We start from the raw sequence: 25,171 nt of genomic DNA on the forward strand, positions 1-25,171 counted from the left end.
CAAGGCTACGTTGCCTGAAATGCTACAATCACCGGAAATATGGCGAAACTGAGCGCAAACAACGCAAAATGCGCGGCCGATGTCGACCGCGCACCCTGTTCTTATCCCAATCAGACTTAACGACGACGGTCGCGTCGGGCGCTCATCGGCTGGAAGGCCACGCCCACATGGGCTTCGCAATAGGGCTTGCCGGGAAGGCTGGGCAGACCGCAGAACCAGAAGTCATCCGTCGCCGGGTCGCCGATCGGCCATTTGCAGGTGCGTTCGGTCAGTTCCATAAGCGTCAGCCGCTTGGCACGCTTTTCCACTTCGCGGACACTGGCAAGGGCTTCGGGGCTGATCTCGTTCAGGCTGGGTTGCGGAGGCAGCGGCTGGCCCGCGGGGATGATCGCCTTGCGCACCGGCAGCGGCGTCACGTTCGACACCGGGGCGGCGGCTGGTGCCGCCGGGCGCGGCGGCTCGGCGCGCGGAGCGGCAGGTTCCGGCCGGGGCGCTGGCTCGGGCCGTGCTGCGGCGACCGGGGCAGGTGCCGCGGTGGCCTCCTCTTCTTCCTCCTTGCCGCCGACGCGGTTCGACAGGCCCAGTCGATGCACCTTGCCGATCACGGCATTGCGCGTCACCCCGCCCAGTTCCTTGGCGATCTGGCTGGCCGACTGGCCCTCGCCCCACATGCGCTTGAGCGTCTCGACCCGCTCGTCCGTCCAGGACATCTTGCTCTCCGCCTGTCTTGATTACACCCCATTGTATCCGGGCAGGGCTGGGGGCCGCAAGGGTGTGCGGCATCATCCCCGCAAGACCCCGTCAGCCGCTCCGACAAGGACAGCATCCGCGGGCTGTTTCCGCCCCGGTTCGCGCCCGGTTGTCAGCCCGGAAGTTGCAAGGCCCGGGCCTCTGCCATCCGCACAATCGGAAAGGCCGATCGCCGGCGCTCCAGCGCCCCGCCGGGGAACAGGGACGCGATCTCTTCACGATGCTTGGGATCCAGCTTGCCCAGACCGCCGCCTCCGGGATGAAAACTCTCCGACAGCGCCCCTTCCGAGACAATCACTTCATGCCGGTCAAACAGCAGATGCACATAGGTCACCCCGTGTTCCGGCTGGATTTGCCGGATTGTGCTGCTGTTGACCAGTGCGCGCGCCGGAACCAGAACATTGTCCTCACCGAAATAGACTTGGGCGCGCCAGTCGTTCAACAGGATCCGGTGCCGCGGCGCGACGATCAACGGACGGTGGTTGCCGATCATACCGGCGGATATCTCGATGGGGCGCAGGGCCTCATGCTTGTTCAACTCGGCGGGTGCGACATGCCGGTCCCCGATCCAGCGCAGCGGCTGGGATCCGTTGTCCAGCGTGCTGACCAGATCACCGGGTGCCAGCTGCTCGACCAGTCTTGGCCCGTCCGGGGTGTCGATCATGGTCCCGAACGTCAGACAGAAGATCGGCTCCCAAGGGCGTTGGTCTGGCGTTGCCGTGTCCTGTCTTGCCATTTCAATGGCGGCAAATCGGCGCAATGGCACCGTGCGGTCCAGCGGAGCAGAGCGCAAAACGCTATACTGCACTCCCGGGTCCAGCGCCGCGCTTGTGACCAGCCCGACAACATGACCCCCGACCCGCAGCCCAAGCACCTCGGCCTCGCTGGCGGGAACCGTGTTGGTCCTGAGCGTCGCCCGCCATGCCAGATCGACCCGTTCTCCGGGGGTTCCAAACCGGCTGCCCGTGCCCACGGTCCTGCGCGGCTCACCGGACAGCACGCCAGTTTCTGCGGTGTCCTCTTCCTCGATGACAAGGCTGGTCAGATCGGCCGGGGCTTTTTTCATTCGCAGCCGCGTGCCAGCCGGCCCAAGTCCCATGACTGCATCCGCGGACGTCAGGGTGCCGGTCTGCCCCGACAACGCCTGCACGCTGATCTGGCCAAAGCCAAGGAAGCCAAGTCTGTAGGTCGCCATCCTTGCCTCCGTCGCGGGCAGCGAGGACCGGGAACACCGTCGCTTCACGTCTTTGCCAACTGTTCCGGTTCGGGTGCGGAACCCAGCTTGAAGCACAGAACGAATTTCAGAAAAATGTCAACGCGACGTCAACCGGGATCGAGCAATGTTTGCCGGTGACGCCGGACCATCGGCGATTTTCGGCATGGCACGTCCGGTCAGCGCCGCCCATCGGGCCGGGCTGATACCCTCGTCACCTACCCGGCATCGCAAAGTCCCGGGAAAGGGGCTTGCCAATTGCGCCCGCCCCAGTCATGACGGCCCCATGCAAATCCACGTCGCCCTTTCCGCTGCCCCGATCCGACGCCGCTAAGGCCTCCGGGGCCGTTTGGCCTGCATTTCCCTGTCCTGTCCCCCTCCGCATCGTTGACTTGGCCCCCTGCCTTTGGCACCAACGGGCCTTCACCCGAGGACCGATCATGATCCCATCCGTTCTGCCAACCTACAATCGCGCACCGCTTTCCTTTGTCAAAGGCGAAGGCAGCTGGCTTCTGGCAGAGGATGGGCAGCGATATCTTGACCTTGGTTCGGGCATCGCGGTGAACGCGCTTGGCCATGCCCATCCCGCTTTGGTGCAGGCGCTGACCGAACAGGCGGCGAAGCTGTGGCATGTGTCGAACGTCTACACGATCCCCGAACAACAGCGGCTTGCCGACATGCTGGTCGACCGCACCTTCGCCGATACGGTCTTCTTCACCAACTCCGGCACTGAAACGGCCGAGCTTGCGATCAAGATGGCCCGCAAGTTCCATTATGAGGCTGGTCAGCCGGAACGGACAGAGATCATCACCTTCGAAGGCGCGTTCCATGGCCGCTCTACCGGCGCCATCGCGGCGGCGGGATCTGAAAAGATGGTCAAGGGCTTCGGCCCGCTCATGCCCGGCTTCAGACACCTCAAATGGGCCGATCATGACGCGATCCGCGCAGCGATCACGACCCGGACCTGCGCCGTGATGATCGAACCGATTCAAGGTGAAGGCGGCATCCGGGTGGTGCCGGACCAATGCCTGAAAGGCCTGCGCGATCTGTGCGACAGCACCGGCACCCTGCTCATCTTCGATGAGGTGCAATGTGGCATGGGCCGGACCGGCCGTCTCTTCGCGCATGAATGGGCGGGCGTCTCGCCCGACATCATGATGGTCGCAAAAGGCATCGGCGGCGGCTTTCCGTTGGGCGCGATCCTGGCCACTGAACGCGCCGCGTCCGGTATGACGGCGGGCAGCCACGGATCCACCTACGGCGGCAACCCGCTTGGCTGCGCGGTGGGCGCAAAAGTGACCGAAATCGTCTCCGACCCCGCCTTCCTGGCCGAGGTTGCCCGCAAGGGAGCCTTGTTCCGCCAGGGCCTTGAAAGCCTTGTCGCCCGCCACGCCGACGTGTTTGACAGCGTGCGCGGCGAGGGCCTGATGCTGGGCCTGAAATGCAAACCTGCCCCGGCGGATCTGGTGAAGGTCGGCTATGCCGCCGGCATCCTGACCGTCGCCGCCGCTGACAATGTCCTGCGCCTTTTGCCGGCGCTGAACATTTCCGACGAAGACATCGCCGAAGCCCTTGGCCGCCTTGATCAGGCCGCCACCGCGCTCAGAGCCTCTGCCGCCTGACCCCGGGCCTGCTCTTTTTTCAAATACTCCACGGGGGTCCGGGGGTGTGAAACCCCCGGTTCGACCGGTGCAAGAAGCGAAACCAGATGAACCATTTTCTCGATATCCACAAAACCGACCCCGCCGCCCTTCGCGCGATGATCGACTCGGCTCAGGCGATGAAGACCGCCCGCAACGGCCGCCCCAAGGGCTCGCCCGATGATGACCAGCCGCTGAAAGGCCATATGGTCGCGTTGATCTTCGAAAAGCCATCGACCCGCACCCGTGTCAGCTTTGATGTCGGCGTCCGGCAGATGGGCGGCGAAACGATGGTCCTGTCCGGCAAGGAAATGCAGCTTGGCCATGGCGAGACCATCGCCGACACCGCGCGCGTCCTGTCGCGCTATGTCGATCTGATCATGATCCGCACCTTTGAAGAGGCGACGCTGCTGGAGATGGCCGAACACGCCACGGTGCCGGTGATCAACGGCCTGACCAACCGCACCCATCCCTGCCAGATCATGGCGGACATCATGACCTATGAAGAACATCGCGGCCCGATCGCGGGCAAGAAGGTGGTCTGGTGCGGCGACGGCAACAACGTGGCGGCCAGCTTCCTGCACGCTGCCGGTCAATTTGGCTTCGATTTCACCTTTACGGGGCCAGAAACACTGGACCCGGAAGAAAAGTTCATCCATTTCGCCCGCGAAAAGGGGTCAAAGGTTACCATTCAGCGTGACCCGTTCACTGCGGTCGAAGGCGCTGATCTGGTGGTCACCGACACCTGGGTGTCGATGCATGACCCCGAATCCGCCAAGGAACGCCGCCACAATCAGTTGCGTCCCTATCAGGTGAACGAACAGTTGATGACCCGCGCCAAGCCTGATGCATTGTTCATGCATTGCCTGCCCGCCCACCGCAATGACGAGGCGACCTCGGCGGTCATGGACGGCCCGCATTCGGTGATCTTCGATGAGGCTGAAAACCGTCTGCACGCGCAAAAGGCGATCATGCGTTGGTGCCTCGGCCAGTGAACGGGGCAATGGTGGGGCCACAAATGGACCGGGCAAAGGGGGTCGCCCGAACCTCCTGCTTGGCTGTGCTTGACTCCATCCCCGGTGCAGCGCCACCGTTGCCGCAATAAGGAGAGCCATCATGCACCGCCGTTCCGTCGCCGTCTTCGACCGCTTCCTGTCCGCCCTCGCCACCATTCTGGCCCGCGCCGAGGCACATTGCGAAGCAAGGAAGATCAAGCCCGAGGTCATTCTGGCCGCCCGCCTGTTTCCCGACATGTTCCCACTGGTGAAACAGGTGCAACTGGCCTGCGACTTCGCCGCCCGTGGCAGCGCGCGGCTGGCAGGACAGGATCCGAAGGGCTTTCCCGACACCGAGACCACCTTTGCCGAACTGCAAGACCGCATCGCCGCGGCTCGCGGCTACATGGCCAGTTTCCAGCCCGAAGATTTCGCCCATGCGCCGGATCGCCAGATCACCTTCAAGGCCGGGGGTCATGACCTGACCCTCTCAGGTGAGGAATTCCTGTCGTTCTACGCGCTGCCGCAGTTCTTCTTCCACGTGACCACCGCCTACGACATCCTGCGCCACAGCGGCGTGGACCTTGGCAAGCGCGATTACATGGGCGCACCATGAGGCGGGCATAAGCCTCCCGCCCGCCCGGCCCTCTGCCTTGCTGGCCGTTGGTCAGGCCGGCAAGGCCTCGCTGCGAGGCAGGCGGCGCAACTCGTCGGCGTCGGCCGCACGGGTCGCCAGCAGCGACACGATCACCAACAGCACCGAAAGCCCGGCATAGGTCGGCCGGAAGCCCACCGCTTCGGCCAGAAACCCGATCGAGGACGGGGCGACCAGAATCCCGCAATAGCCCACCATGGTGACAATCGAGATCGCCACCGCCGACGGCAGGCGCGGGTGATTGCCCGCCGCCGAAAACAGGATCGGCACCATATTCGCCACCCCAAGTCCGGCGACAAAGAAGCTGGCAATCGCCACCCAGTCATAGGGCGCCAAAGCGCCCCCCATCATGCCGGCAGCCCCAAGCAGACCTGAAAACCGCAAAGTCCGAACCGCGCCAAACCGGTTGCGCACGCTGTCGCCGGCAAAGCGCATGACCGCCATCGCCCCGGCAAAGAACGCAAAGCCAAGGCCCGAGACAAAGACATCCGACCCGAGTTCCTTTTGCAGATAGATCGCCGCCCAATCCAGCACGGCCCCCTCTGGCACCATGGCAAACAACGCAAGGAACCCCAAAAGCCAGACATGGAAATCACGTGGAAAAAGGCGCGGTCCCTTGGCCCCGCTGCCCTCCGCGCCAACTGCCGCCACGGGCCGTGCCGCAGGTTCGCCCGGCAACAGGAACGGCATTGCTGCGGTCACCAGCACAGCAACCACCGCCGCCGTGGCCAGCGATTGCACCTCGGACCCCCAATAGGCGATGACAAAGCTGCCCGCCGACCCGCCGATAAAGCCGCCAAGGCTCCAGAACCCGTGCGACGACGACATGATCGCCCGGTCAAGCCGGCGCTCGATCTCGACCGCCTGGGCATTCATCGCCACGTCCATGCAGCCAGCCATTGCGCCAAAGACCGCCATGAACACCGCCAGCACCCAAAGGTTCGGCGAAAAGACCACCATCGGCAGTACCGGGATCAGCGCTAACGAAAAGACCGAAAGCACCTTGCGGCCGCCATAAAGGCTGATCAGCCGCCCGGCGAACAGCATCGCGGTGACAGCGCCAAGCCCCAGCACAAGGATCAAGAGGCCAAGGACGGATTCCGTCACCTGATGGCGCGGCATCAGAAGCGGGATCTGCGGCGCCCATGCCCCCATGACAAAGCCGTTCGCCATGAACATGGCCGCCACCGCCCACCGCGCCCGCCGCGCCTGCCTGTCGTCCCGCATGGTCTGCCCCTGATATGTTAGCGCCGTCATATGCCCGCTGCGGGGCGGGCGAAAGGGGGGTGGAGGTCAACTGCTGTTGCAGGATTGAAAGATCGGATCGCGGGGCTCAGATTCCTTCGCAGGAACCTGCAAAAGTTTTCGAAAACTCTTGCGCCCCCCTCATGTCCCGCGCGGCTTAGCCCGCAGGGTGGGTTCGGCTTCGGTCGGGTCTTCGGGCCATGGGTGGCGCGGATAGGCGCCGCGCATGTCTTTCCTGACATCAGCGTAGGACGTGGCCCAGAACCGGGGCAGGTCGGTTGTCACCTGAACCGGCGCGCGGGCGGGTGACAAAAGGGTGATCCGCAGCGGCATCCGCGCCGCACCCACGACCGGATGCACCGTGACCCCGAACATCTCTTGCAGTCGCACCTCGATTGCCGGCACCTCGCCGTCATAATCAATGGCGATCTTGCGGCCCAGCGGGGTTTCGAAACTGGCTGGCACCAGCCGGTCGAGTTCTGAAAGCCGGTCCCAGCCCAGAAGGCCTTGCAGCGCCGGAACCAGATCGAAGCTCCGCAGATCGGCCTCGGTCTTGAGACCCGCCAGATAGGGCAAAAGCCAGTCTTCGGCGGTTGCCAGCAGATCGGCATCCTCGACCTCCGGCCAGCCGTCACCGCGTCCCAGCCGGACGCGGGCGCGCAGGCGGCGGGCGGCCGGGGTCCATGGCAGGCCAAGCTGGCGGATCCCCTCCAGGGCGGCGCGGGCCACCGCTTCGGGCGGAGCGTCCCATGCCCGGTCGTCCAGCACCAGTGCGCCAAAGCGTTCCTGCCGCCGCGCCAGCACCTTGCCATCACGCCGCGACCAGCTGCACACTTCCTCCCAGCCGATGCGGTCGGCGTAAAGCCCGCGCAGTTCGACCTCGGAGATCGCCACCGCCTGCCGCACCGTGGCCTCGCGCGTGTCGCCGTCAAGGTCCGTCGCCACGATCAGCCGCGCGCCAGACAAGGGCAGCCCCGCCGCCATTGCCGCCCCCTTGCCGCCCGACAAGACCCAGCGCGGAGCCTCGCCCTTCCGCCGCAACCCGATCCGGTCGGGATAGGCCAGCGCCGCCATTTCGGCCAGCGAAAGGCCGCTGCCTGTCTCGGCTCTCCCGGTTCCGATCAAGGCCGCAAGGCGCCGCGCCTCATCCTTGATCCGCTCGATGGTCGGGCGATGCGCCTCGGGAGGCGGGCGCTTTACCGCCTCCATTCGGCGTGCAAGGTCCGGCGGCGCGCCGCGCAACGGGTCGCGCTCGGCCAGAAGGGCTGCCAGCGTAGCCGCCTCTGGCCCGGCCACCGCCAGCATATGCCCAAGGCGCGGATGCAGCGGCAGGGCGGCCAGCCTGCGGCCATGGGGGGTGATGTGGCCATTGTCGTTCAGCGCCCCAAGCCCGTGCAGCAAGGCCCGGGCTTCGGCCATCGGGCCGGGCGGCGGCGGCGTCAGGAAGGGCAGGTCAGCCCCGCCCCAAAGCGCCAGTTCCAGCGCCAGCCCGGCAAGATCGGCCACCTCGATCTCGGCGGGGGGGAAGGGGGCCAGCCCGCCTTCCTCGCCCTTGGTCCAAAGCCGGTAGCATATCCCTTTGGCCACCCGCCCGGCCCGGCCCCGGCGCTGATCGGCCTCGGCCTTGGTCACCCGTTCCGTCACCAGCCGTGACATGCCCGAATTCGCGTCAAACCGCGCCCGCCGCGCGCGGCCCGCATCGATCACCACCCGGATATCCGGCAAGGTCAGCGAAGTTTCCGCGATGGATGTCGCCAGCACCACCTTACGCCCCGCCACCGGGGCCAAGGCCGCGCGCTGGGCGGCAAAATCCATCGCGCCGAACAAGGGGCGCAGCACAGAGCCCGGCAGATCGCGCAACATCGCCTCGACCCGCCGGATCTCGCCTTCGCCCGGCAGGAAGACCAGAATGCCGCCCTCGGTTTCCGCCACCGCCTGCCGAACCGCGCCTGCCACCACAGCCTCCAGCCGCAGTCTTGCGCCGGGGGGGCGGGGCAGCCAGCGGGTTTCCACCGGAAAAGCCTGCCCTTCCGAGGTGATGACCGGTGCATCCCCCATCAAGGCCGCCACGGGGGCTGCATCCAGCGTGGCCGACATGACCAGAAGGTGCAGGTCCGGCCGAAGCGCGCCCCGCACCTCAAGGCAAAGCGCAAGCCCCAGATCGGCATTCAGGCTGCGTTCGTGAAATTCGTCAAAGATCACCAGCCCCACGCCGGACAGTTCCGCGTCCGACTGGATCATCCGCGTCAGGATGCCTTCGGTCACCACCTCGATCCGGGTGGCAGCAGAGACCTTCGCTTCGCCCCTGATCCGGTAGCCGACCCTCTGGCCGACCTGTTCGCCCAAGGTCTCGGCCATGCGTTCGGCGGCAGCGCGGGCGGCAAGACGTCGGGGTTCAAGCATCAGGATACGCCCCGCCGCCACCCCGCGCTCCAGCAGGTCCAAAGGCACAAGCGTCGTCTTGCCTGCGCCGGGGGGGGCCTGCAACACCGCCACTCCGCGCGCGGCCAGTGCAGCGCCAAGCGCAGGCAGAACAGAGGTGACGGGCAGCGCGTCCATCCCCTGCTTATGGCCCGGCCGCGGCGGCAAGGCCAGACCCCGGCCCCGCACCTGCGCCTTCACAAAATGGCATCAAAAAATTCGGGGCCTCTCGCCAAGCTCGCCCGCATCCGGCAGAAAGGCGGCAAGGGAGGCCCGATGGACATCGCAGACCGCGCTCGACTGATCCGCCATGGCGACCGCCGCGCGCTGGCTCGCGCCATCACGCTGGTCGAAAGCGCACGCCCCGACCACCGGGCCGAGGCGCTTGCCCTGCTGGCAACCCTGCGCCCCGGGCCAGAGGCCTTGCGCATCGGGCTGTCCGGCACCCCCGGCGTCGGCAAATCCACCTTCATTGAAACCTTCGGCCTGATGCTGACCGGGCAGGGCCTGAAGGTTGCGGTTCTTGCGGTGGATCCGTCTTCGGCCCGGTCCGGCGGGTCGATCCTTGGCGACAAGACCCGGATGGAACGCCTGTCGCGCGATCCCCGTGCCTTCATACGCCCCTCGCCGAGCCAGACCCAGCTTGGCGGCGTCGCCCGCCGCACGCGTGAGGCGGTGGCCCTGTGCGAAGCGGCAGGTTTTGACGTGGTGCTGATCGAAACCGTGGGGGTGGGCCAATCCGAAACCGTGGTGGCCGAGCTTTCCGACCTGTTCCTCCTCCTCCTTGCGCCCGCTGGCGGGGATGAATTGCAAGGTGTGAAACGCGGCATCATGGAGATGGCCGACCTGATCCTTGTGAACAAGGCCGATGGTGATCTGAAGCCTGCGGCGCTGCGGACCATGGCGGACTATGCGGGCGCGCTGCAACTTCTGCGCCGCCGCCCGCAGGATCCGCCGGGTTTTCCCAAGGCGCTTGCCGTCTCGGCGCTGGCCGACAAGGGGGGGGCGGATGAGGGGTTGGCACAGGCTTGGCAAGAGATGCAGACGCTTGCCAACTGGCGCAAGGCCAACAGCCACTGGACCCGCATCCGCGCGACGCAAGCCCGCCACTGGTTCGAAGAAGAGGTGCGGCAGGGCCTGCTGGCGGCCCTGAACCGCGAACCGCAGAAGGGCCTGATGGCAGGCTACGGCGACCGGGTGGCCAAGGGCGAGATCACCGCCGATGTCGCCGCGGCCGAGATGCTGCACCTTCTCGGGCGGCAGGCTTGACCCCGGTTCCTGTCGCAGAACCGGTGTTCGAGGGTGATCTGCTGGATGCCCGGCTTTGGCTGCCAAACAGCGCGGCCAAGACGCTTTATGTCACCTTTCGCCAACGGGTTGCCGACCCGGGGCAGTTTTCGGATCAGGGGCCGGGTCAACGGGCCTTGGCGGCTGGCCTTGCGCATCTGCACATCCAGACGCGCTGGAACGACTGGTATCTCAACGCCGAAACAGCCGCACTTGAATCGGCCCTTGCCGCGCTGCGCCTGCGGTTCGATACCGCCCGGGCCGTGGGTTATTCGATGGGTGGCTACGCCGCGCTGCGCTTTTCGGCGGCACTGGCGCTTGATCAGGCGCTGGTCATCTCGCCCCAGTTCACACTGGACAGCCGCATCATTCCCGAAGAACGCCGCTATCCCGAAGCCCGGCGCTTCGATGCCGTGCTGGGCGACCTTGCCACCTTTGCCAAGCCCGATCTCAACGGGGTCGTGCTGTTTGATCCGTCCCGCAGGCTGGACCGGCTGAATGCCGAACGGATCGCCACCGTCTTGCCAGGCATGGCCCTCGCCCGCTGCGCCTTTGGCGGCCATCCGGCCACGGCGGCCCTGCGCGATGCCGGCGGGTTCCGCCAGCTTCAGGTGTTGGGCCAGAACGCGCCACTGCGGGCCGGGGATGTGATCGGGCTGCACCGTCGCCTCCGCGCGCGCTCGCTGCACTATTGGCACCACCGCGCCGAGGCTTGCCTCAACCGGGGCAGGCTTGCCGAGGCCGAAGCCGCCCTGAGCCGGGCCGAGGCGCTTGGCGATGGCGCGGGCGATTAGCCCGAAAGCCGCGCCAAGGCTGTCCCTTCCTGCTTGACCTCTTCCTGCTTTCACCTTAAACGCCCCCAATCTCATTCGAAGGTCGGGGATTCCCCGCCTTTCCGTTTTTGACGAATCGAAGGAACACCGCAATGTCGCGCGTCTGCGAACTCTCCGGCAAAGGCCCGATGTCGGGCAATACGGTCAGCCATGCCAACAACAAATCCCGTCGCCGGTTCCTTCCGAACCTGAATGACGTCACGCTGATCTCGGACGTGCTGGGCCAGTCGTTCAAGCTGCGCGTTTCGGCCGCAGCGCTGCGCTCGGTCGACCATCGTGGCGGCCTTGACGCTTTCCTCGCCAAGGCGAAGGATGATGAGCTGTCGACGGCAGCCCTGAAGATCAAGAAAGAAATCGCCAAGGCTCAGGCCGCCGCCTGATCTTTCGCGGTCCACCGAAAAAGGCCTCGCCTTCGCAAGGAAGGCGGGGCCTTTTCGCTTGTCCGTGGTGCTGATCGGTGCGCGGAGGACAGCGCTGGGGACCAGAAGGCCTCGGACGGCGTGTCATCCGCGCAAGTCGGGTTACAGGCGGCAACTGTTCGCTGATCCGCGATCGGAAGCGTTCGCCGAAACGGGCTTCAACCTGCGCAATACGCCTCGGCCGTGGCGCCAAAGCTCTTGTAACGATCCCAGAAGGCATCATCGGACTTGCTCTGAGACACCCATGTCGCATGCGCGGCCTCAGGATCCTTGAAGAACTTCGCCGCGCGGCGCTGGTCGGAACCGGTCAGCGTCGCATCTGCCGCCTGCTGGATGCAGCCGCACAGCGCCCTGTTGCCCGCCGCCCGGTCCGAGGCCATGCAGGCACGCTGGATCGGTCCTGCGGTGGCAAGGGATGCGGGAAGAAGAACGGCCAAAGCCGCCGCCAGTGCGATAGGTTTCATCATCATCTGCCTCATTGCCGGGCCGGGGGAAGCCAAGGGCAACACCCCGCGCCGATCATTTTTCTGCCAGGGATCATGCCAATTCCAAGCGATTTTTTCAAGCCTGAGCAGGGGTTTGCCAACAAAGCCCCGCAAATCGCGGATTTTGCTGCCTCAAGTGGCGCGAACCACCAGATACGGTAGGCTGGATCTTCGCGGCGCAAGCCCATGCCCGAAGCTCGCGGAAACGTGAGCTGTGCGACCCCGCAACCCATGGCCCCCCCTCGTGGCCCGGCCTACCTTTCCTTTTTTTCCACAGTGGGCAAAGTCGCAATCCCACAGGTATTCCGACAGATCGACCGCCTTGAAAACGCCCTGCGTTCCGCCTTCGCCAAGGCCCTTTCCGGCACCCTTCCGACAGGCTATATGCGCGCCATGACCGATCTTGATCTCATCCGCAATTTCTCCATCGTGGCTCACATCGACCACGGCAAATCCACCCTTGCTGACCGGCTCATTCAGTTGACCGGCACGGTAGCTGCGCGCGACATGAAGGCGCAGATGCTGGACTCGATGGATATCGAGCGGGAACGTGGCATCACGATCAAGGCCAACACGGTGCGGATCGAATATCCCGCCAAGGATGGCAAGACCTACATCCTGAACCTGATCGACACCCCCGGCCACGTCGACTTTGCCTATGAGGTCTCGCGGTCCATGCGGGCCGTCGAAGGCTCGCTTCTGGTGGTTGACGCAAGCCAGGGGGTCGAGGCGCAGACGCTGGCCAACGTCTATCAGGCCATCGACGCGGGCCATGACATCGTGCCGGTTCTGAACAAGATCGACCTGCCCGCCGCCGAACCTGACCGGGTGAAGGCCAACATCGAAGACGTGATCGGCATCGACGCCTCGAACGCCATCCCGATTTCCGCGAAAACCGGCCTTGGCATCCCCGACGTGCTTGAGGCGATCGTCACCCGCCTTCCCGCCCCGAAGGGTGACCGCAACGCGCCCCTCAAGGCCATGCTGGTCGACAGCTGGTATGACGCCTACCTCGGCGTTGTCGTGATGATCCGCATCATCGACGGCGTGGTGAAGAAGGGTGAGCGCATCAAGATGATGCAGACCGGTGCCGTCTACGGCATTGACAAACTCGCCGTCCTGAAGCCGCAGATGGTCGACATTGACGAACTTGGCCCCGGCGAAATCGGCGTCTTCACCGCAAGCATCAAGCAGGTCCGCGACACGAAGGTCGGCGACACCATCACCCATGAACGCAAACCTTGCGAAACCGCGCTGCCGGGCTTCAAACCCTCGGTTCCGGTGGTGTTCTGCGGCCTTTTCCCAGTCGACGCGAATGATTTCGAAACCCTCCGCGACGCGATCGAGAAACTGGCGCTGAACGACGCAAGCTTCACCTACGAGATGGAAACCAGCGCGGCCTTGGGCTTTGGCTTCCGCATGGGCTTCCTTGGCCTTCTGCACCTTGAGGTCATCCGCGACCGTCTGGAACGCGAATACAACCTTGACCTGATCACCACCGCGCCGTCCGTGGTCTTCAAGCTATACATGAAGGACGGCGAAGTGCGCGATCTGCACAACCCCGCCGACATGCCTGACCTGACCTATATCGACCACATCGAGGAACCGCGGATCAAGGCGACCATCATGGTCCCCGACGAATACCTCGGCGACATCCTGAAACTTTGCCAGGACCGCCGCGGCATCCAGTCAAACCTTACCTACGCCGGCCAACGCGCGATGGTGGAATATGACCTGCCGCTCGCCGAAGTGGTGTTCGACTTCTACGACCGGCTGAAATCGGTGACCAAGGGCTATGCCAGCTTCGATTACCAGATTTCCGAATACCGCGAAGACCATCTGGTCAAGATGTCGATTCTGGTGAACGACGAACCCGTGGATGCGCTGTCGATGATGGTCCATCGCGACCGCGCCGAGGCGCGGGGCCGTTCCATGGTTGAAAAGCTCAAGGATCTGATCCCGCGCCACATGTTCAAGATCCCGATTCAGGCAGCCATCGGCGGCCGCGTGATCGCCCGTGAAACCCTGTCGGCCATGCGCAAGGACGTGACCGCCAAATGCTACGGCGGCGACGCGACGCGGAAGAAGAAGCTTTTGGAAAAGCAGAAGGCCGGTAAAAAGAAGATGCGCCAGTTCGGGAAAGTGGAGATCCCGCAGGAGGCGTTCATTGCGGCGCTGAAGATGGATGGGTGAATGTTCTGACTGAAGGCAATCAAATCGTAGGTCTTCTTCAGGCATGAAACTGGTATACCTTGATGAAACGGAAAGTACTGATCTGAAGCGTTCTTCAGTTGCGGCGTGCATTTTTCGCCCCGACCGCGCGCTTGAGTATCGAAAGAATCTTTTGTTCCGCCTCCGTGATGTTTTTGAGCGAAACTCGAACGATGCGACCCCCTTTCCGGTCCTGCACGCGACAAAACTTCCGGAAGATTTGAGCAGAGAGAAGCGCCTCAAGCTTTTTCTTGCCGTCTATAGTAGTATCGGTGATTTTGCTGAGAGCATTGGGCGGGCTGGTTATTCTTGGAACCGCCAAATATTCACAAAACATAAATGGATCAGTGCTAGGTTTGACCCGAAAATTCAAGCACGGGGCGCTGCGCTACGCACTGTGGTACTTAGAACTTGGCATGGTTCCGAGGAAGAGATTCTCTATTTTCTTGAGCAAGGCTTCTCAGGAAGCGAGTACATTGAACTATGTTATGACTTGAACGTTTCTTTGCAAGCTCACACTCAGCTTGATATCTTAAGCCCTGATCAAATTGAGGAAGAGCCCCTTATCTCCGGACACAAGAGAATTGCCGGAACATATTTTTCAAGAAAGGGTGACTTAATTCAATCCGCAAGCGATTTTGTCGCTTACGGGTTTCATCTTTCAGATAAAACTGAGCGGACATCATTTCAAGAGGAAATATTGAATTCCTTCGAAATCGTAAGGAGCCTTGTTCGCTTTGATGAGGTGGATTGACTCCAAACAAGCTTCGCCAGCGTAGGGTAGACACCAACCCACCTCACCCTGCGCCCCACCCGCTCAACGGTGGGTTTCACCTACCCTACACACCCTCACCGAAGCCCCCCCTTTCCCGCCGTGGGTAATGTGCAATCGTTTCGGCCCCCGGATCACCCCTGATCAGCCGGGCGTGCATATGCCCTTTCAGCGCATCGTCGGGTCTTCGTCCGGCCCCAGTCGTTGACGCAAACTGATCTCCCCGTGCGTAGGGACGGAAAGAAGACGGAAGGAACACGCCTGCCAGACGCTTAACCCCCCGTTAACCAACCTCTGCCACCCTCACGTCATGAAAACCCTCATCCCCCTCCTCCTCCTCGCCGCCTGTGGCGCTTCCCCAGCGCCGGAGTTCATGGGGGCGACCCGCACCGATGTCACCATAAGTGGCCGCGATTACACGGTTTTCCAGAAGGGTGAGCGGGTGGAGGTGATCCGCCTTGGCTACGCCCGCCGGGGGGAACATCAGGACATCCGCGCCACGATGATCGAACTGATCCCCCGCGTCACGGGCTGCAAGCTGCGGGAGACAACGTTAACGGGCGACAGCGGCGAAATGCGCGGTTCACTTGACTGCCCGGCTTGACTCGGACCGCCGGAAGGCCAAGAAGCAGGCACCGAAACGGGGGGCCAGCCCATGCCGAAGATCGACCTTACCCGCAGCCTGCCCGAGGCCCGGATTCCTGAACTCCCGAACCCCTATTTCGGCAAGGTGCGCGACTGTTATGACCTGCCCGACGGCACCAGGCTTCTGATCTCGTCCGACCGGATTTCAGCCTTTGACCAGATCCTTGCGGTGATCCCTTGGAAGGGGCAAGTGCTGACCCAGCTTGCCCGCTACTGGTTTGACAACACAGGCGATATCGCCGCCAATCATGTCCTTGGCTACCCCGACCCGAATGTCGTGCATTGCAAGCGCGTCACGATCCTTCCGGTTGAAATCGTGGTGCGCGGCTACCTTGCTGGCACCACCTCGACCTCGATCCTGACCCAATACAAGACCGGCGCGCGCCAGATGTATGGCCACCACCTGCCCGACGGGTTGCGCGACAATCAGGCCCTGCCAGCGCCAATCATCACGCCCACATCCAAGGCTTTCGACGGCGGCCATGATGAACCCCTGACCGCCGACGAGATCGTGCAAACCGGCCTGTTAACGAAGTCGCAATGGGATGAGGTCAGTCAAAAGGCCCTTGCTCTCTTTGCCCGGGGCCAGAAGATGGCAGCCGAACGCGGTTTGATCCTTGTTGATACGAAATACGAATTCGGCACCGATGCAGATGGCACCATCCTGCTGGCCGATGAGATTCACACCCCGGATTCCAGCCGCTACTGGATTGCCGATGGCTATGAGGCGGCCTTGCGTGATGGCTCCCGGCCGCCCAGTTTTGACAAGGACGTGATCCGGTCCTGGGTCGTGGCGCGGTGTGATCCATACAAGGATCCCATCCCCGAAATCCCGCAAGATATGATCGAGAAGACCGCGCAGGTCTATATTCAGGCTTTTGACGCGATCACCGGCCAGACGTTCAAGCCCGACACCAGCGGCAAAACCCCGCTGGACCGGGTGCGCGCCAATCTGGCAGGGTTCGCTGCAGGCTGAAGCGCCCAACTGTTTGCGCTAACATGGGCAAATGCGCTATGCTCGCACAGGCATCCGGGGGAGGAACCGATGATTCTCAGTTGTGGCGAAGCGCTGATCGACATGCTGCCGCGCACCTCGACCGAGGGTGAGGCCTGCTTTGCCCCCTATGCGGGCGGGGCGGTGTTCAACACAGCCATCGCTTTGGGTCGGCTCGGCGCGCCGTCTGCCTTTTTCTCAGGTGTTTCCGACGACATGCTGGGGGAAATTCTGGCCGACACCCTGACCGCGTCCAAGGTGGATACCCGCTACCTTGCCCGTTCCGACCGGCCGACCACAGTGGCTTTTGTCAAATTGGTGAACGGTCAGGCCACCTATGCCTTTTATGATGAGGGGACGGCGGGGCGGATGCTGTCCACCGCCGATCTGCCCGAGCTTCCGGCCAGCATCGACACCCTGTTCTTCGGTGGCATCAGTCTGGTGAACGACCCTGCCGCCAGCACCTATGAAGCACTTCAGGCCCGGGAATCTGCTGCGCGGGTCACGATGATCGACCCCAACATCCGCCCCGGTTTCATCGCCGGGAAAGAGCCCGAATATCGCGCCCGGATCGAACGGATGATCGCGCGGGCCGATATCGTGAAGCTGTCGGATGAAGACCTGCGCTGGCTGGAAGGTCCGGGTGACCTGACCACCCTGGCGCGCGGCATTCTGGCCAAGGGGCCAAAGGTTGTGTTCATCACGGAAGGGGCGGCCGGTGCGCGGGCGGTCATGGCAACCCAGGATCGTTTCGTCGCCGCAACCCCTGTCACCGTGGCCGATACCGTTGGCGCTGGCGATACCTTCAACGCGGGCGTGCTTGCCGCCCTGCATGACGCCGGTGCGCTGACCAAGGCCGGGGTCGCGGCGCTGTCTGACGCCACGCTGGATGCAGCACTCAGCCTTGGCACCCGGGCTGCGGCGGTGACCGTAAGCCGCGCCGGCGCCAATCCGCCTTGGGCCGACGAATTGTGAGAGCCGTCCTTCAGCGTGTCACCCGCGCCGAAGTGCGCGTTGACGATGAACTGATCGGCGAGACCGGGAAGGGCTTCCTGATCCTTGTCTGCGCCATGGCGGGCGATACCGAGGTGACGGCTGCAAAGCTGGCAGCAAAGATCGCCAAGCTGCGGATTTTCAAGGACGATCAGGGCAAGATGAACCTTTCGGTGCGTGACATTGGTGGCGGCGCATTGGTCGTCAGCCAGTTCACCCTTGCGGCTGATCTGCGCGGCAACCGCCCCGGATTTTCCACCGCCGCGGCCCCCGATCTGGGCGAAAGGCTGTATCTGCACTTCAGCCAATGCCTTGCCGCCGAAGGCATGCCGGTCGCCACCGGTCGCTTCGGCGCGGATATGGCGGTCAGCCTGACGAATGATGGGCCGGTGACCATCTGGATGGACACCGATCAGCTTTGACCGGTCATTTGAACGGATTGCCAGGGTTCATCCGGCCAATCACATTGCCACATTCGATCAGCGCGTCGATGGATGCGCGCGACCCCGCAAGCGAATAATTCTGGACGTCAGACCCATCCACCGACCGCAGATAAAGCCGGTTCCCCCGCGCAACCTCGACGATGAAATCGACCCCGGCCTTGTCGTCTGGCAGGTTGAACAGCACGGAGTTGCGGTAAAGCTCGGCGTTGTTCAGGTTCCATGGTGCGCGGCGGTCGATCTGCACTTCAAGGTCGGCAGTATCGCCCTCGCCGAACTCCCAGGCCGTCGAATAGAACTGCAACTGCACCGCTCCATCCGGAAAGGTCCAGATCGAGAAGCTTTCGCCCGGGGAGGAAACCTGGGCGACGCAGCCGACGGAACCGTCATCCCAGCCGACAATCTCCACTTCCCAATGCTTGTAGGCAAACAACCGCTCCGACTCTTGCGCCGCCGCCAGTCCGGCCGACGCCACCACCAGAGCAGCCACCATCCCAATCTGCCGGATCATATTCACTGTCCCGAATAACCTTCTCTCAGACGGTTTTCGCCCCGGCAGGCGATTCAGGCAAATGAAACTTCCTGTCAGCTGCCAGAAATCCGCGCCAAAGTCCCGGTCATGCCGCCCATTCCCAAGGCGTGTTGAACTGGCCCAGAATGCTGGCGACCGCCGCATCATCTACCGGGGCGGCCTTTTCCAGCCGGGCGACAAGGCCGCGTTTCTTGTCTTCGATGACAGCGGTGACCCGGGCCGGAACCCCTGCCTCGGCCAGCGCGGCATCATAGGTTCGGGTGATTGCCATGCGCCGCAGATCGGGCTTGAAAACCTTGCCCACCGCGGTTTTCGGCAGTTCCGGCAGCACCTCGATATACTTCGGCAGGGCGGCGCGTTCGTGGATATGCTGGTTGGCATAGGCCATCAGATCATCAACCGAGGTGGCCGAGCCTTTCACCAGTTCGACATAGGCGATCGGCAACTCGCCCGCATGGGCATCGGGTTGGCCGATGGCCCCGACAAAGGCCACCGCTTCATGCCCCATCAGCGCTTCTTCGATGATCGCGGGGTCAATGTTGTGGCCGCCGCGGATGATCAGATCCTTGGCGCGTCCGGTGATGTAAAGATACCCGTCCGCATCAATGCGCCCAAGGTCACCGGTGCGCAGAAAACGGCCCTCGGCGAAGAGTTCGCGGTTCTTGTCGGCCTCGGTATAGGTCGAGCCCTCGTAAACCCCGGGGTTGGAAATGCAGATTTCGCCCACCTCATCCACCGCGCATTCGCGAAACCCGATGGCCCCCTGACTGGTCAGGATACGGACATGGGTATAGGGGAAGGGCAGTCCGACCGACCCGATCTTCTTGATCCCTTCGGGGGGGTTGATCGACACAAGACAGGTGGCCTCGGTCAGCCCGTAACCTTCGACGATGTCGATCCCGGTTTCCCTCTTGAACCGGTTGTAAAGCTCTATCGGCAAGGGGGATGACCCGGAAAAAGCGTTCTTCAGGCTGGAGATATCGGCATTGACCGGTCGCTGCATCAGGGCCGCCAGCGCGGTGGGGACGGTGATCATGTAGGTCACCTTCCAGCGTTCGATCAGCTTCCAGAAGTTGTCGAACACCCCTTCGCCCCGATAGCCCTGCGGGGTGGGAAAGACGACATGCGCGCCCGATCCGATCATCGACATCAGGATCGGATAGCAGGCAAAGACGTGAAACAGCGGCAAGGGGCAGATCACCACATCGGTCGGCTTGAACAGAAGGCTCGCGCCAAGCCAGCCATTGTAGGCCATGCCGGAAAACTTGTGCTGCGCGACCTTGGGCATGCCGGTGGTGCCGCCGGTGTGGAAATAGGCCGTCACCCGGTCATCCAGTACATCTTCGAAAGCCAGCCTGTCGGCGGGCATCCGCGCGATCTCGGCCCGGAAATCCTTGACGTTGGCGGTGTGCTGCACCGGGTTCTTCGGCCGGATCCACGGCACGATGACCTTCTTCAAGCCCGAGAGATACGGCACAAGGTCCACCTCCAGCACGGTCCTCACGTCGGGGGCAAACTGCACCGCTTCGCTGACTTTCTGGGGCAGGTCGGTCTTGGGGAAGGCCTTCAGCGTGACCACGACCTTTGCCTTCGTCTCGCGCAGGATGGCGCTGATCTGTTCGGCCTCCAGCAGCGGGTTGATCGGGTTCACGATTCCGGCCACCGTGCCGCCCAGCAGCGTGATCGCCGTTTCAGGCGCGTTGGGCATGATGAAGGCCACCACGTCCTTTTGCCCAATGCCAAGCGACCGGAACAAGTTGGCAGTCCGCGTCACTTCGGCATGAAGTTCGGCCCATGTCAGCGTGACCGACTTTGACGTCGGGCCGGACAGGATCTGATAGCTGATCGCCGGGCGGCCGCCATGCGCCGCTTTCGCGCGGCTCAGGTATTCGTGCATCGACCGGGCTTCGCCACGATCGGCCCACGCCGCCTTTGACTCGATGGCCTTGATATCCGCAAGTGTCGCGAACTTGTACATCCGATCCTCCCCTATGGTGCCTGCTGTGGCCGCAGACTTCAGGGCAGGATGGAGGGTGGTTCGGCGTTTGTGAAGTCGGTTTGTCCGGACCGTCGCAAACGGGAACGCAACGTCAGTGCCGGGTCAGATGGCCCCATCGGTGAACTGCAACCGCGCCAGCCGGGCGTAAAGCCCACCTTCGGCCACCAGCGCCTCATGCGTGCCGATGGCCGCGATCTGGCCCTGATCGAAGACGACAATCCGGTCGGCGCGCTTCACCGTGGCCAGACGGTGCGCCACCACCAGCGTCGTGCGCCCTTGTGACAACCGTTCCACCGCCGCCTGCACCGCCTGTTCGCTTTCGGCGTCAAGGGCGCTGGTTGCCTCGTCCAGCAAAAGGATCGGCGCGTCGCGCAGAATGGCGCGGGCAATCGCGACCCGCTGTTTCTGCCCGCCCGACAGCATGACCCCGCGTTCGCCCAGATAGCTGTCGTAGCCCTGTGGCAGCGCCGTCAGGAAATCATGCGCCGCCGCCGCCCGCGCGGCCGCCTCGACCTCGGCGTCCGTGGCGTCGGGCCTGCCAAAGCGGATGTTTTCCCGCGCTGAAGCGGCAAAGATCACCGGGTCTTGCGGCACCATGGCAATCGCGGCGCGAAAATCGCTGCGCGCCATGCTGGCAAGATTGATCCCGTCCAGCGTGATCCGGCCCGATTGCGGGTCATAGAACCGCATCAAGAGTTGCAGGATCGTGGTCTTGCCCGCCCCAGAAGGCCCGACCAGCGCTACCGTCTCGCCCGGGGCCACGTTCAGTGACACACCGTTCAGCGCACTGGTTTCCGGCCGTGCCGGGTAGCGGAAGGTCACGCCTTCAAACGCGATCTCGCCGCGCACGGGCCGGGGCAGGGCCACCGGGCGGGCTGGGTCTTGCACGGCGTCTTCCGTGTGCAGCAATTCCACCAGCCGCTCGGTCGCCCCCGCAGCGCGCTGCAATTCGCCCCAGATTTCCGAAAGCGCCCCCACCGCGCCCGCGACCATCACCGCGTAGATCACGAACTGGATCAGCTCGCCCACCGTCATCACCTCGGCCCGCACATCCCGCGCGCCGACCCACAGAACGCCGACGATCCCGGCAAAGGTCAGGAAGATCACGATCACCGTCATCACCGCCCGCGTCCTGATCCGGGTCTTGGCAGAGACGAAACTCTTTTCCGTCACATCGGCAAAGGCCGCCTGCGTGGCACGTTCATGGGTAAAGGCCTGCACCGTCTGAACCGAACTCAGCGCTTCCGAGGCGGACCCGGAGGACGAGGCGATCCAGTCCTGATTTTCCCGCGACAGCCGCCGCAACCGTCGCCCCAGCACAATGATCGGCACCACGATGGCCGGCACGATCAAGAGGACCAGCCCGGTCAGTTTGGTCGAGGTCAGGAACAAAAGGATCAGCCCGCCCACCAGCATCAGCAGATTGCGCAGCGCGATCGACACCGAAGACCCGATGACCGACAGGATCAGCGTGGTGTCGGTGGTGATCCGGCTCAGGACTTCGCCGGTCATGATCCGCTCGAAAAAGGCGGGCGACATGCCCAGAACCCGGTCAAACAACGCACGGCGGATATCGGCCACCACCCGTTCGCCCAGCCGGGTGACAAGGTAATAGCGCAGCCCCGTCCCCAGCGCGAGCAGCGCCGCAATGATCAGGGCGGCGGCAAAATACTGGTCCAGAAGTGCCGCATCGCCGGTGTTGAAGCCATCCACCACCCGGCGCACCGCCAAGGGCAGGATCAGGCTGACCGAGGCGGTCAGGACCAGCGCCATCAGCGCAAGGATCACCAGCCCGATGTAGGGCCGCATGAAAGGTGCCAGCCCGCGCAGCGCGCCAACCTGTTTCGACTTTGGCCGTTCTTCAGCCATCGTGGTCGTATCGGCCATGCGCCCCGTCCCCTTCGCCTGCGCGGTCAGGTTTAGTGCGGCGGGGCGAGGGCCACAAGCACCGCCTGACCGCGCCCGTCGGGCAAAGTGCCGCGCTGCCCCCTTTCCTGCGCCCCTGCCGCATGCCACGGTGCGGGCAAAGGAAGCTTTGCCATGCCCGACGCCCTGCCACCTGACAGTCTGCCAGCCGACGCCCAGCACTTCACCGCCCCTGACGGCTGCCGCATCGCCTATCGTGACCAAGGCACAGGCCTGCCGCTTCTGTGTCTGGCCGGCCTGACCCGCAGCATGGCCGACTTTGATTATCTGGTCCCGCACCTGCCGCCCCTGCGCCTGATCCGCATGGACTACCGGGGCAGGGGGGCAAGTGACTGGACCGGGGCCGCGACCTATACCATCGAACAGGAAGCCAAGGACGTGCTGGCGTTGCTTGACCATCTGGGGGTGGAACAGGCCGCCATCCTTGGCACCTCACGCGGGGGGCTGATCGGGATGGTGCTGGGGGCTGTAGCGCGGGGAAGGGTGCTGGGCCTGTGCCTGAACGATGTTGGCCCGGAAATCGGGCGCGAGGGTCTGGAGCGTATCTTCGATTATGTCGGGCGCAATCCTGCGGGCAAAACCTACGAAGGCTTTGCCGAACGGCTGGCCAGAACCCCCGGCTTTGCCAATGTTCCCGCCTCCCGCTGGCTGGACGAAGCGCGCAAGCTGGCCGTCGAAACCCCTGACGGCCTGCGCACCCGCTATGACCCCGCCCTGCGCGAGGCGTTCCTTGCCGCCTTCGAAGGCCCCCCGGTGGACCTGTGGCCCCTTTTCGACGCGCTGGCTGGACTGCCATTGGCGCTGATCCGGGGGGCGAACTCGGACCTGCTGACGCCAGAGACCACCGCGAAGATGCGCGTCCGCCGTCCTGACATGGCGTTTGCCGAAGTGCCGGACCGCGCCCACATCCCGTTTCTTGACGAACCCGAAGCCGTGGCGCTGATCCACAGCTTCCTGAAGGCGCTGCAATGACCGACATCGCCAGTATCACCGCCGCAGCCCAACGCCTGTCCGGCCACGTCCGGCAAACGCCCTTGCTGCACGCGCCGCTCTTGGACCGGGTGGCCGGGCGCCGGGTGCTGGTGAAGGCCGAGTGTCTGCAACTGACCGGCAGCTTCAAGGCGCGGGGCGGCTGGTCTGCCGTGTCTGCGCTTGACCCGCAGGCAAGGGCGCGCGGCGTGATCGCCTATTCCTCTGGCAACCACGCGCAAGGCGTGGCCCTGGCCGCCGCTCGCCACGGATCGCCCTGCGTGATCCTGATGCCGTCGGATGCGCCAGCGGTAAAGGTTGCCAATACCCGGGCCTATGGGGCCGAGGTGGTGCTTTACGACCGCGAGACCGAAAACCGCGACGCCATCGGTGCCACCCTTGCCGAAGCCCGGGGCCTGACGCTGATCAGGCCCTATGACGACCCGCAGGTCATCGCGGGGCAGGGGACCGTCGGCCTTGAACTTGCCGCGCAGGCGAACGTGGCAGGGGTGACCGATGCCCCGGTTCTTGTCTGCTGCGGCGGCGGCGGGCTTGCATCCGGCATCGCACTGGCGCTAAAGGCCTATGCCCCCGGCTTGACCGTCCATACCGCCGAACCCGCAGGATTTGACGACATGGCCCGTTCCCTTGCCGCCGGAACCCGCCTGAAGAACCCTGCCGCCACCGGGTCTGTCTGCGATGCAATCCTGACGCCCACGCCCGGCGAGTTGACCTTTCCCATCCTGCAACGCCTTGCCGGCCCCGGCCTTGTCGTCACCGACGATCAGGCATTGCAAGCCATGGCGCTGGCCTTCACCCATCTGCGGATCGTGCTGGAACCCGGCGGAGCGGTGGCCCTGGCCGCCGCCCTTTTCGCACCCGATCTGCCCGACACCGTGATCGCCGTTGCAACAGGTGGCAACGTCGACCCCGCCACCTTTGCCACCGCCCTTTCCCGGTGCGCCTGATGCTGGTCTGGCTGGACGATCTGCGCCTGAACGCCGAGCTGAGCGGGCCTGCAACCGCCCCGCCGGTGGTGTTGATCCACGGCCTTGGCCTTGACCTGCACTTGTGGGACGCGATCCTGCCCCGGCTTTCCCGCCACCGCCTCTTGCGCCTTGACCTGCGCGGCCACGGCCAGTCTGACACCCCGGCCCCGCCTTACAGCATGGGCGCGCTGATCCGCGACACTGAACGGCTGATGCAGCATTTCGCCCTGAAAGACGCCGTGATCCTTGGCGCAGGCGAAGGCGGTCTTGTCGCCCAGGGCCTGGCGGTCAAGCGCCTTGATCTGGTCCGCGCGATGGTGCTGACCGGATCGGCCACGCGTTTCGGCAACCCCGACCTCTGGCAACGCCGCATCGCCGCGCTGACTGCCCAAGGTGCGGACCTTGACGCCGAGGCTGCAACCCTCCTTGGCCCCCGCTGGCGCAGCCTGCCCGCCGCCAGTCAGGTGCAACAGATGCTGGCCCGCACCCGGACCGAGGGTTGGCTGGGCCTCGCCGCAGCTGTCGCCAATACCGATTTTTACCAGACCACCGCCATGCTGACCTTGCCGACCCTGATCCTTGCGGGCGGCGATGACCGCAAGACCCCGCCCGACATGCAGCGCGAAACCGCAGATCTGGTTGCCGGGTCGGATTTCCACCTTCTGCCCGGTGCCAGCCATCTGGCCATGCTGACACATCCCCGGCCCTTCGCGGATGCCCTCTGCGCCTTCCTGACCCGGATAGCCCATGATTGAGAA

At 64.1% G+C, this 25,171-nt stretch carries 23 protein-coding genes; 15 read left to right on the top strand and 8 right to left on the bottom strand.

What is annotated here, in order from left to right:
• Window positions 1-116: 116 nt before the first annotated feature.
• A complete protein-coding gene (locus tag QUV21_RS12840; RefSeq protein ID WP_300855455.1) occupies window positions 117-710 on the bottom strand; it encodes a GcrA family cell cycle regulator in 594 nt (197 codons plus the stop codon).
• 152 nt (window positions 711-862) lie between these two features.
• Window positions 863-1,945, bottom strand: a complete 1,083-nt coding sequence (locus QUV21_RS12845) for a Hint domain-containing protein (protein WP_300855457.1) — start codon at window positions 1,943-1,945, stop codon at window positions 863-865.
• 458 nt (window positions 1,946-2,403) lie between these two features.
• Between QUV21_RS12845 and QUV21_RS12850 the strand changes: the two genes are divergently transcribed.
• The 3 genes from QUV21_RS12850 (at window position 2,404) to QUV21_RS12860 (ending at window position 5,214) form a co-directional block, all read left to right on the top strand.
• Entirely contained in the window at window positions 2,404-3,585 is a 1,182-nt protein-coding gene (locus tag QUV21_RS12850) for an aspartate aminotransferase family protein (RefSeq protein WP_300855459.1), read from the top strand.
• An 86-nt stretch (window positions 3,586-3,671) separates the two neighbouring features.
• Entirely contained in the window at window positions 3,672-4,598 is a 927-nt protein-coding gene (gene argF / locus QUV21_RS12855) for an ornithine carbamoyltransferase (RefSeq protein WP_300855461.1), read from the top strand.
• Between the two features lie 121 nt (window positions 4,599-4,719).
• Window positions 4,720-5,214 carry a DUF1993 family protein gene (locus QUV21_RS12860; protein ID WP_300855463.1) on the top strand — a complete coding sequence of 165 codons (495 nt, stop codon included), beginning with the start codon at window positions 4,720-4,722 and terminating at the stop codon, window positions 5,212-5,214.
• Window positions 5,215-5,265: 51 nt separating this feature from the next.
• Here the strand turns inward: QUV21_RS12860 and QUV21_RS12865 are convergent, their stop codons facing one another.
• Both QUV21_RS12865 and hrpB read right to left on the bottom strand, forming a co-directional pair.
• Complete coding sequence (locus QUV21_RS12865) at window positions 5,266-6,480, bottom strand: MFS transporter (RefSeq protein WP_300855465.1); 1,215 nt, start codon at window positions 6,478-6,480, stop codon at window positions 5,266-5,268.
• Between the two features lie 159 nt (window positions 6,481-6,639).
• The gene (gene hrpB, locus QUV21_RS12870) at window positions 6,640-9,057 is read right to left on the bottom strand and encodes an ATP-dependent helicase HrpB (protein WP_300855467.1); all 2,418 of its coding nucleotides are present in this window, start codon (window positions 9,055-9,057) and stop codon (window positions 6,640-6,642) included.
• 138 nt (window positions 9,058-9,195) lie between these two features.
• On the opposite strand from hrpB, the gene meaB reads away from it, so the two are divergent.
• The 3 genes from meaB (at window position 9,196) to rpmB (ending at window position 11,419) form a co-directional block, all read left to right on the top strand.
• Complete coding sequence (gene meaB / locus QUV21_RS12875) at window positions 9,196-10,188, top strand: methylmalonyl Co-A mutase-associated GTPase MeaB (RefSeq protein ID WP_300855469.1); 993 nt, start codon at window positions 9,196-9,198, stop codon at window positions 10,186-10,188.
• Window positions 10,185-11,000 carry an alpha/beta hydrolase gene (locus QUV21_RS12880; protein ID WP_300855471.1) on the top strand — a complete coding sequence of 272 codons (816 nt, stop codon included), beginning with the start codon at window positions 10,185-10,187 and terminating at the stop codon, window positions 10,998-11,000. Before meaB ends, QUV21_RS12880 begins: the two co-directional genes overlap by 4 nt.
• A gap of 131 nt (window positions 11,001-11,131) precedes the next feature.
• Window positions 11,132-11,419, top strand: a complete 288-nt coding sequence (gene rpmB, locus QUV21_RS12885; protein ID WP_300855473.1) for a 50S ribosomal protein L28 — start codon at window positions 11,132-11,134, stop codon at window positions 11,417-11,419.
• Between the two features lie 197 nt (window positions 11,420-11,616).
• Here the strand turns inward: rpmB and QUV21_RS12890 are convergent, their stop codons facing one another.
• Window positions 11,617-11,925 carry a hypothetical protein gene (locus QUV21_RS12890; RefSeq protein ID WP_300855474.1) on the bottom strand — a complete coding sequence of 103 codons (309 nt, stop codon included), beginning with the start codon at window positions 11,923-11,925 and terminating at the stop codon, window positions 11,617-11,619.
• A 411-nt stretch (window positions 11,926-12,336) separates the two neighbouring features.
• Between QUV21_RS12890 and lepA the strand changes: the two genes are divergently transcribed.
• The 6 genes from lepA to dtd all read left to right on the top strand — a co-directional run bounded on the left by lepA (window position 12,337) and on the right by dtd (window position 17,980).
• The gene (gene lepA / locus QUV21_RS12895) at window positions 12,337-14,136 is read left to right on the top strand and encodes a translation elongation factor 4 (protein WP_300855475.1); all 1,800 of its coding nucleotides are present in this window, start codon (window positions 12,337-12,339) and stop codon (window positions 14,134-14,136) included.
• Between the two features lie 43 nt (window positions 14,137-14,179).
• Window positions 14,180-14,908, top strand: a complete 729-nt coding sequence (locus tag QUV21_RS12900; RefSeq protein WP_300855477.1) for a hypothetical protein — start codon at window positions 14,180-14,182, stop codon at window positions 14,906-14,908.
• Between the two features lie 328 nt (window positions 14,909-15,236).
• Window positions 15,237-15,530 carry a hypothetical protein gene (locus QUV21_RS12905; RefSeq protein ID WP_300855479.1) on the top strand — a complete coding sequence of 98 codons (294 nt, stop codon included), beginning with the start codon at window positions 15,237-15,239 and terminating at the stop codon, window positions 15,528-15,530.
• Between the two features lie 51 nt (window positions 15,531-15,581).
• Window positions 15,582-16,547 carry a phosphoribosylaminoimidazolesuccinocarboxamide synthase gene (locus tag QUV21_RS12910; RefSeq protein ID WP_300855481.1) on the top strand — a complete coding sequence of 322 codons (966 nt, stop codon included), beginning with the start codon at window positions 15,582-15,584 and terminating at the stop codon, window positions 16,545-16,547.
• Between the two features lie 69 nt (window positions 16,548-16,616).
• Entirely contained in the window at window positions 16,617-17,540 is a 924-nt protein-coding gene (locus QUV21_RS12915; RefSeq protein WP_300855483.1) for a carbohydrate kinase, read from the top strand.
• On the top strand, window positions 17,537-17,980 hold the full coding sequence (gene dtd, locus QUV21_RS12920) for a D-aminoacyl-tRNA deacylase (protein WP_300855485.1): 444 nt from the start codon (window positions 17,537-17,539) through the stop codon (window positions 17,978-17,980). Before QUV21_RS12915 ends, dtd begins: the two co-directional genes overlap by 4 nt.
• A gap of 4 nt (window positions 17,981-17,984) precedes the next feature.
• On the opposite strand, the gene QUV21_RS12925 is transcribed toward dtd, so the two are convergent.
• From QUV21_RS12925 to QUV21_RS12935, 3 genes are all read right to left on the bottom strand, one after another.
• The gene (locus tag QUV21_RS12925; RefSeq protein WP_300855487.1) at window positions 17,985-18,509 is read right to left on the bottom strand and encodes a hypothetical protein; all 525 of its coding nucleotides are present in this window, start codon (window positions 18,507-18,509) and stop codon (window positions 17,985-17,987) included.
• 106 nt (window positions 18,510-18,615) lie between these two features.
• A complete protein-coding gene (locus QUV21_RS12930) occupies window positions 18,616-20,508 on the bottom strand; it encodes an acyl-CoA synthetase (protein WP_300855489.1) in 1,893 nt (630 codons plus the stop codon).
• A gap of 123 nt (window positions 20,509-20,631) precedes the next feature.
• On the bottom strand, window positions 20,632-22,416 hold the full coding sequence (locus tag QUV21_RS12935) for an ABC transporter transmembrane domain-containing protein (RefSeq protein ID WP_300855491.1): 1,785 nt from the start codon (window positions 22,414-22,416) through the stop codon (window positions 20,632-20,634).
• A 153-nt stretch (window positions 22,417-22,569) separates the two neighbouring features.
• Here QUV21_RS12935 and QUV21_RS12940 point away from each other — a divergent pair, with 153 nt between their 5' ends.
• The 3 genes from QUV21_RS12940 to QUV21_RS12950 are packed head-to-tail and all read left to right on the top strand — an operon-like array spanning window position 22,570 to window position 25,168.
• Complete coding sequence (locus tag QUV21_RS12940; protein ID WP_300855493.1) at window positions 22,570-23,427, top strand: alpha/beta hydrolase; 858 nt, start codon at window positions 22,570-22,572, stop codon at window positions 23,425-23,427.
• Window positions 23,424-24,392, top strand: a complete 969-nt coding sequence (locus QUV21_RS12945; RefSeq protein ID WP_300855495.1) for a threonine/serine dehydratase — start codon at window positions 23,424-23,426, stop codon at window positions 24,390-24,392. Before QUV21_RS12940 ends, QUV21_RS12945 begins: the two co-directional genes overlap by 4 nt.
• Window positions 24,392-25,168 carry an alpha/beta fold hydrolase gene (locus QUV21_RS12950; protein WP_300855497.1) on the top strand — a complete coding sequence of 259 codons (777 nt, stop codon included), beginning with the start codon at window positions 24,392-24,394 and terminating at the stop codon, window positions 25,166-25,168. The genes QUV21_RS12945 and QUV21_RS12950 overlap by 1 nt, the downstream gene beginning before the upstream one ends.
• Window positions 25,169-25,171: the final 3 nt, after the last annotated feature.

Source organism: Tabrizicola sp., from assembly GCF_030373185.1.
GTDB lineage: Bacteria > Pseudomonadota > Alphaproteobacteria > Rhodobacterales > Rhodobacteraceae > Tabrizicola.

Coding starts and splice junctions, on each gene's coding strand:
- QUV21_RS12905 (WP_300855479.1), top strand. CDS start 15,237: ATGAAAACCCTCATCCCCCTCCTCCTCCTCGCCGCCTGTGGCGCTTCC.
- lepA (WP_300855475.1), top strand. CDS start 12,337: ATGACCGATCTTGATCTCATCCGCAATTTCTCCATCGTGGCTCACATC.
- QUV21_RS12865 (WP_300855465.1), bottom strand. CDS start 6,480: ATGCGGGACGACAGGCAGGCGCGGCGGGCGCGGTGGGCGGTGGCGGCC.
- meaB (WP_300855469.1), top strand. CDS start 9,196: ATGGACATCGCAGACCGCGCTCGACTGATCCGCCATGGCGACCGCCGC.
- QUV21_RS12910 (WP_300855481.1), top strand. CDS start 15,582: ATGCCGAAGATCGACCTTACCCGCAGCCTGCCCGAGGCCCGGATTCCT.
- QUV21_RS12845 (WP_300855457.1), bottom strand. CDS start 1,945: ATGGCGACCTACAGACTTGGCTTCCTTGGCTTTGGCCAGATCAGCGTG.
- QUV21_RS12840 (WP_300855455.1), bottom strand. CDS start 710: ATGTCCTGGACGGACGAGCGGGTCGAGACGCTCAAGCGCATGTGGGGC.
- QUV21_RS12860 (WP_300855463.1), top strand. CDS start 4,720: ATGCACCGCCGTTCCGTCGCCGTCTTCGACCGCTTCCTGTCCGCCCTC.
- QUV21_RS12935 (WP_300855491.1), bottom strand. CDS start 22,416: ATGGCCGATACGACCACGATGGCTGAAGAACGGCCAAAGTCGAAACAG.
- rpmB (WP_300855473.1), top strand. CDS start 11,132: ATGTCGCGCGTCTGCGAACTCTCCGGCAAAGGCCCGATGTCGGGCAAT.
- QUV21_RS12945 (WP_300855495.1), top strand. CDS start 23,424: ATGACCGACATCGCCAGTATCACCGCCGCAGCCCAACGCCTGTCCGGC.
- QUV21_RS12925 (WP_300855487.1), bottom strand. CDS start 18,509: ATGATCCGGCAGATTGGGATGGTGGCTGCTCTGGTGGTGGCGTCGGCC.
- hrpB (WP_300855467.1), bottom strand. CDS start 9,057: ATGGACGCGCTGCCCGTCACCTCTGTTCTGCCTGCGCTTGGCGCTGCA.
- argF (WP_300855461.1), top strand. CDS start 3,672: ATGAACCATTTTCTCGATATCCACAAAACCGACCCCGCCGCCCTTCGC.
- QUV21_RS12850 (WP_300855459.1), top strand. CDS start 2,404: ATGATCCCATCCGTTCTGCCAACCTACAATCGCGCACCGCTTTCCTTT.
- QUV21_RS12930 (WP_300855489.1), bottom strand. CDS start 20,508: ATGTACAAGTTCGCGACACTTGCGGATATCAAGGCCATCGAGTCAAAG.
- QUV21_RS12940 (WP_300855493.1), top strand. CDS start 22,570: ATGCCCGACGCCCTGCCACCTGACAGTCTGCCAGCCGACGCCCAGCAC.
- QUV21_RS12950 (WP_300855497.1), top strand. CDS start 24,392: ATGCTGGTCTGGCTGGACGATCTGCGCCTGAACGCCGAGCTGAGCGGG.
- QUV21_RS12890 (WP_300855474.1), bottom strand. CDS start 11,925: ATGATGAAACCTATCGCACTGGCGGCGGCTTTGGCCGTTCTTCTTCCC.
- QUV21_RS12915 (WP_300855483.1), top strand. CDS start 16,617: ATGATTCTCAGTTGTGGCGAAGCGCTGATCGACATGCTGCCGCGCACC.
- QUV21_RS12900 (WP_300855477.1), top strand. CDS start 14,180: ATGAAACTGGTATACCTTGATGAAACGGAAAGTACTGATCTGAAGCGT.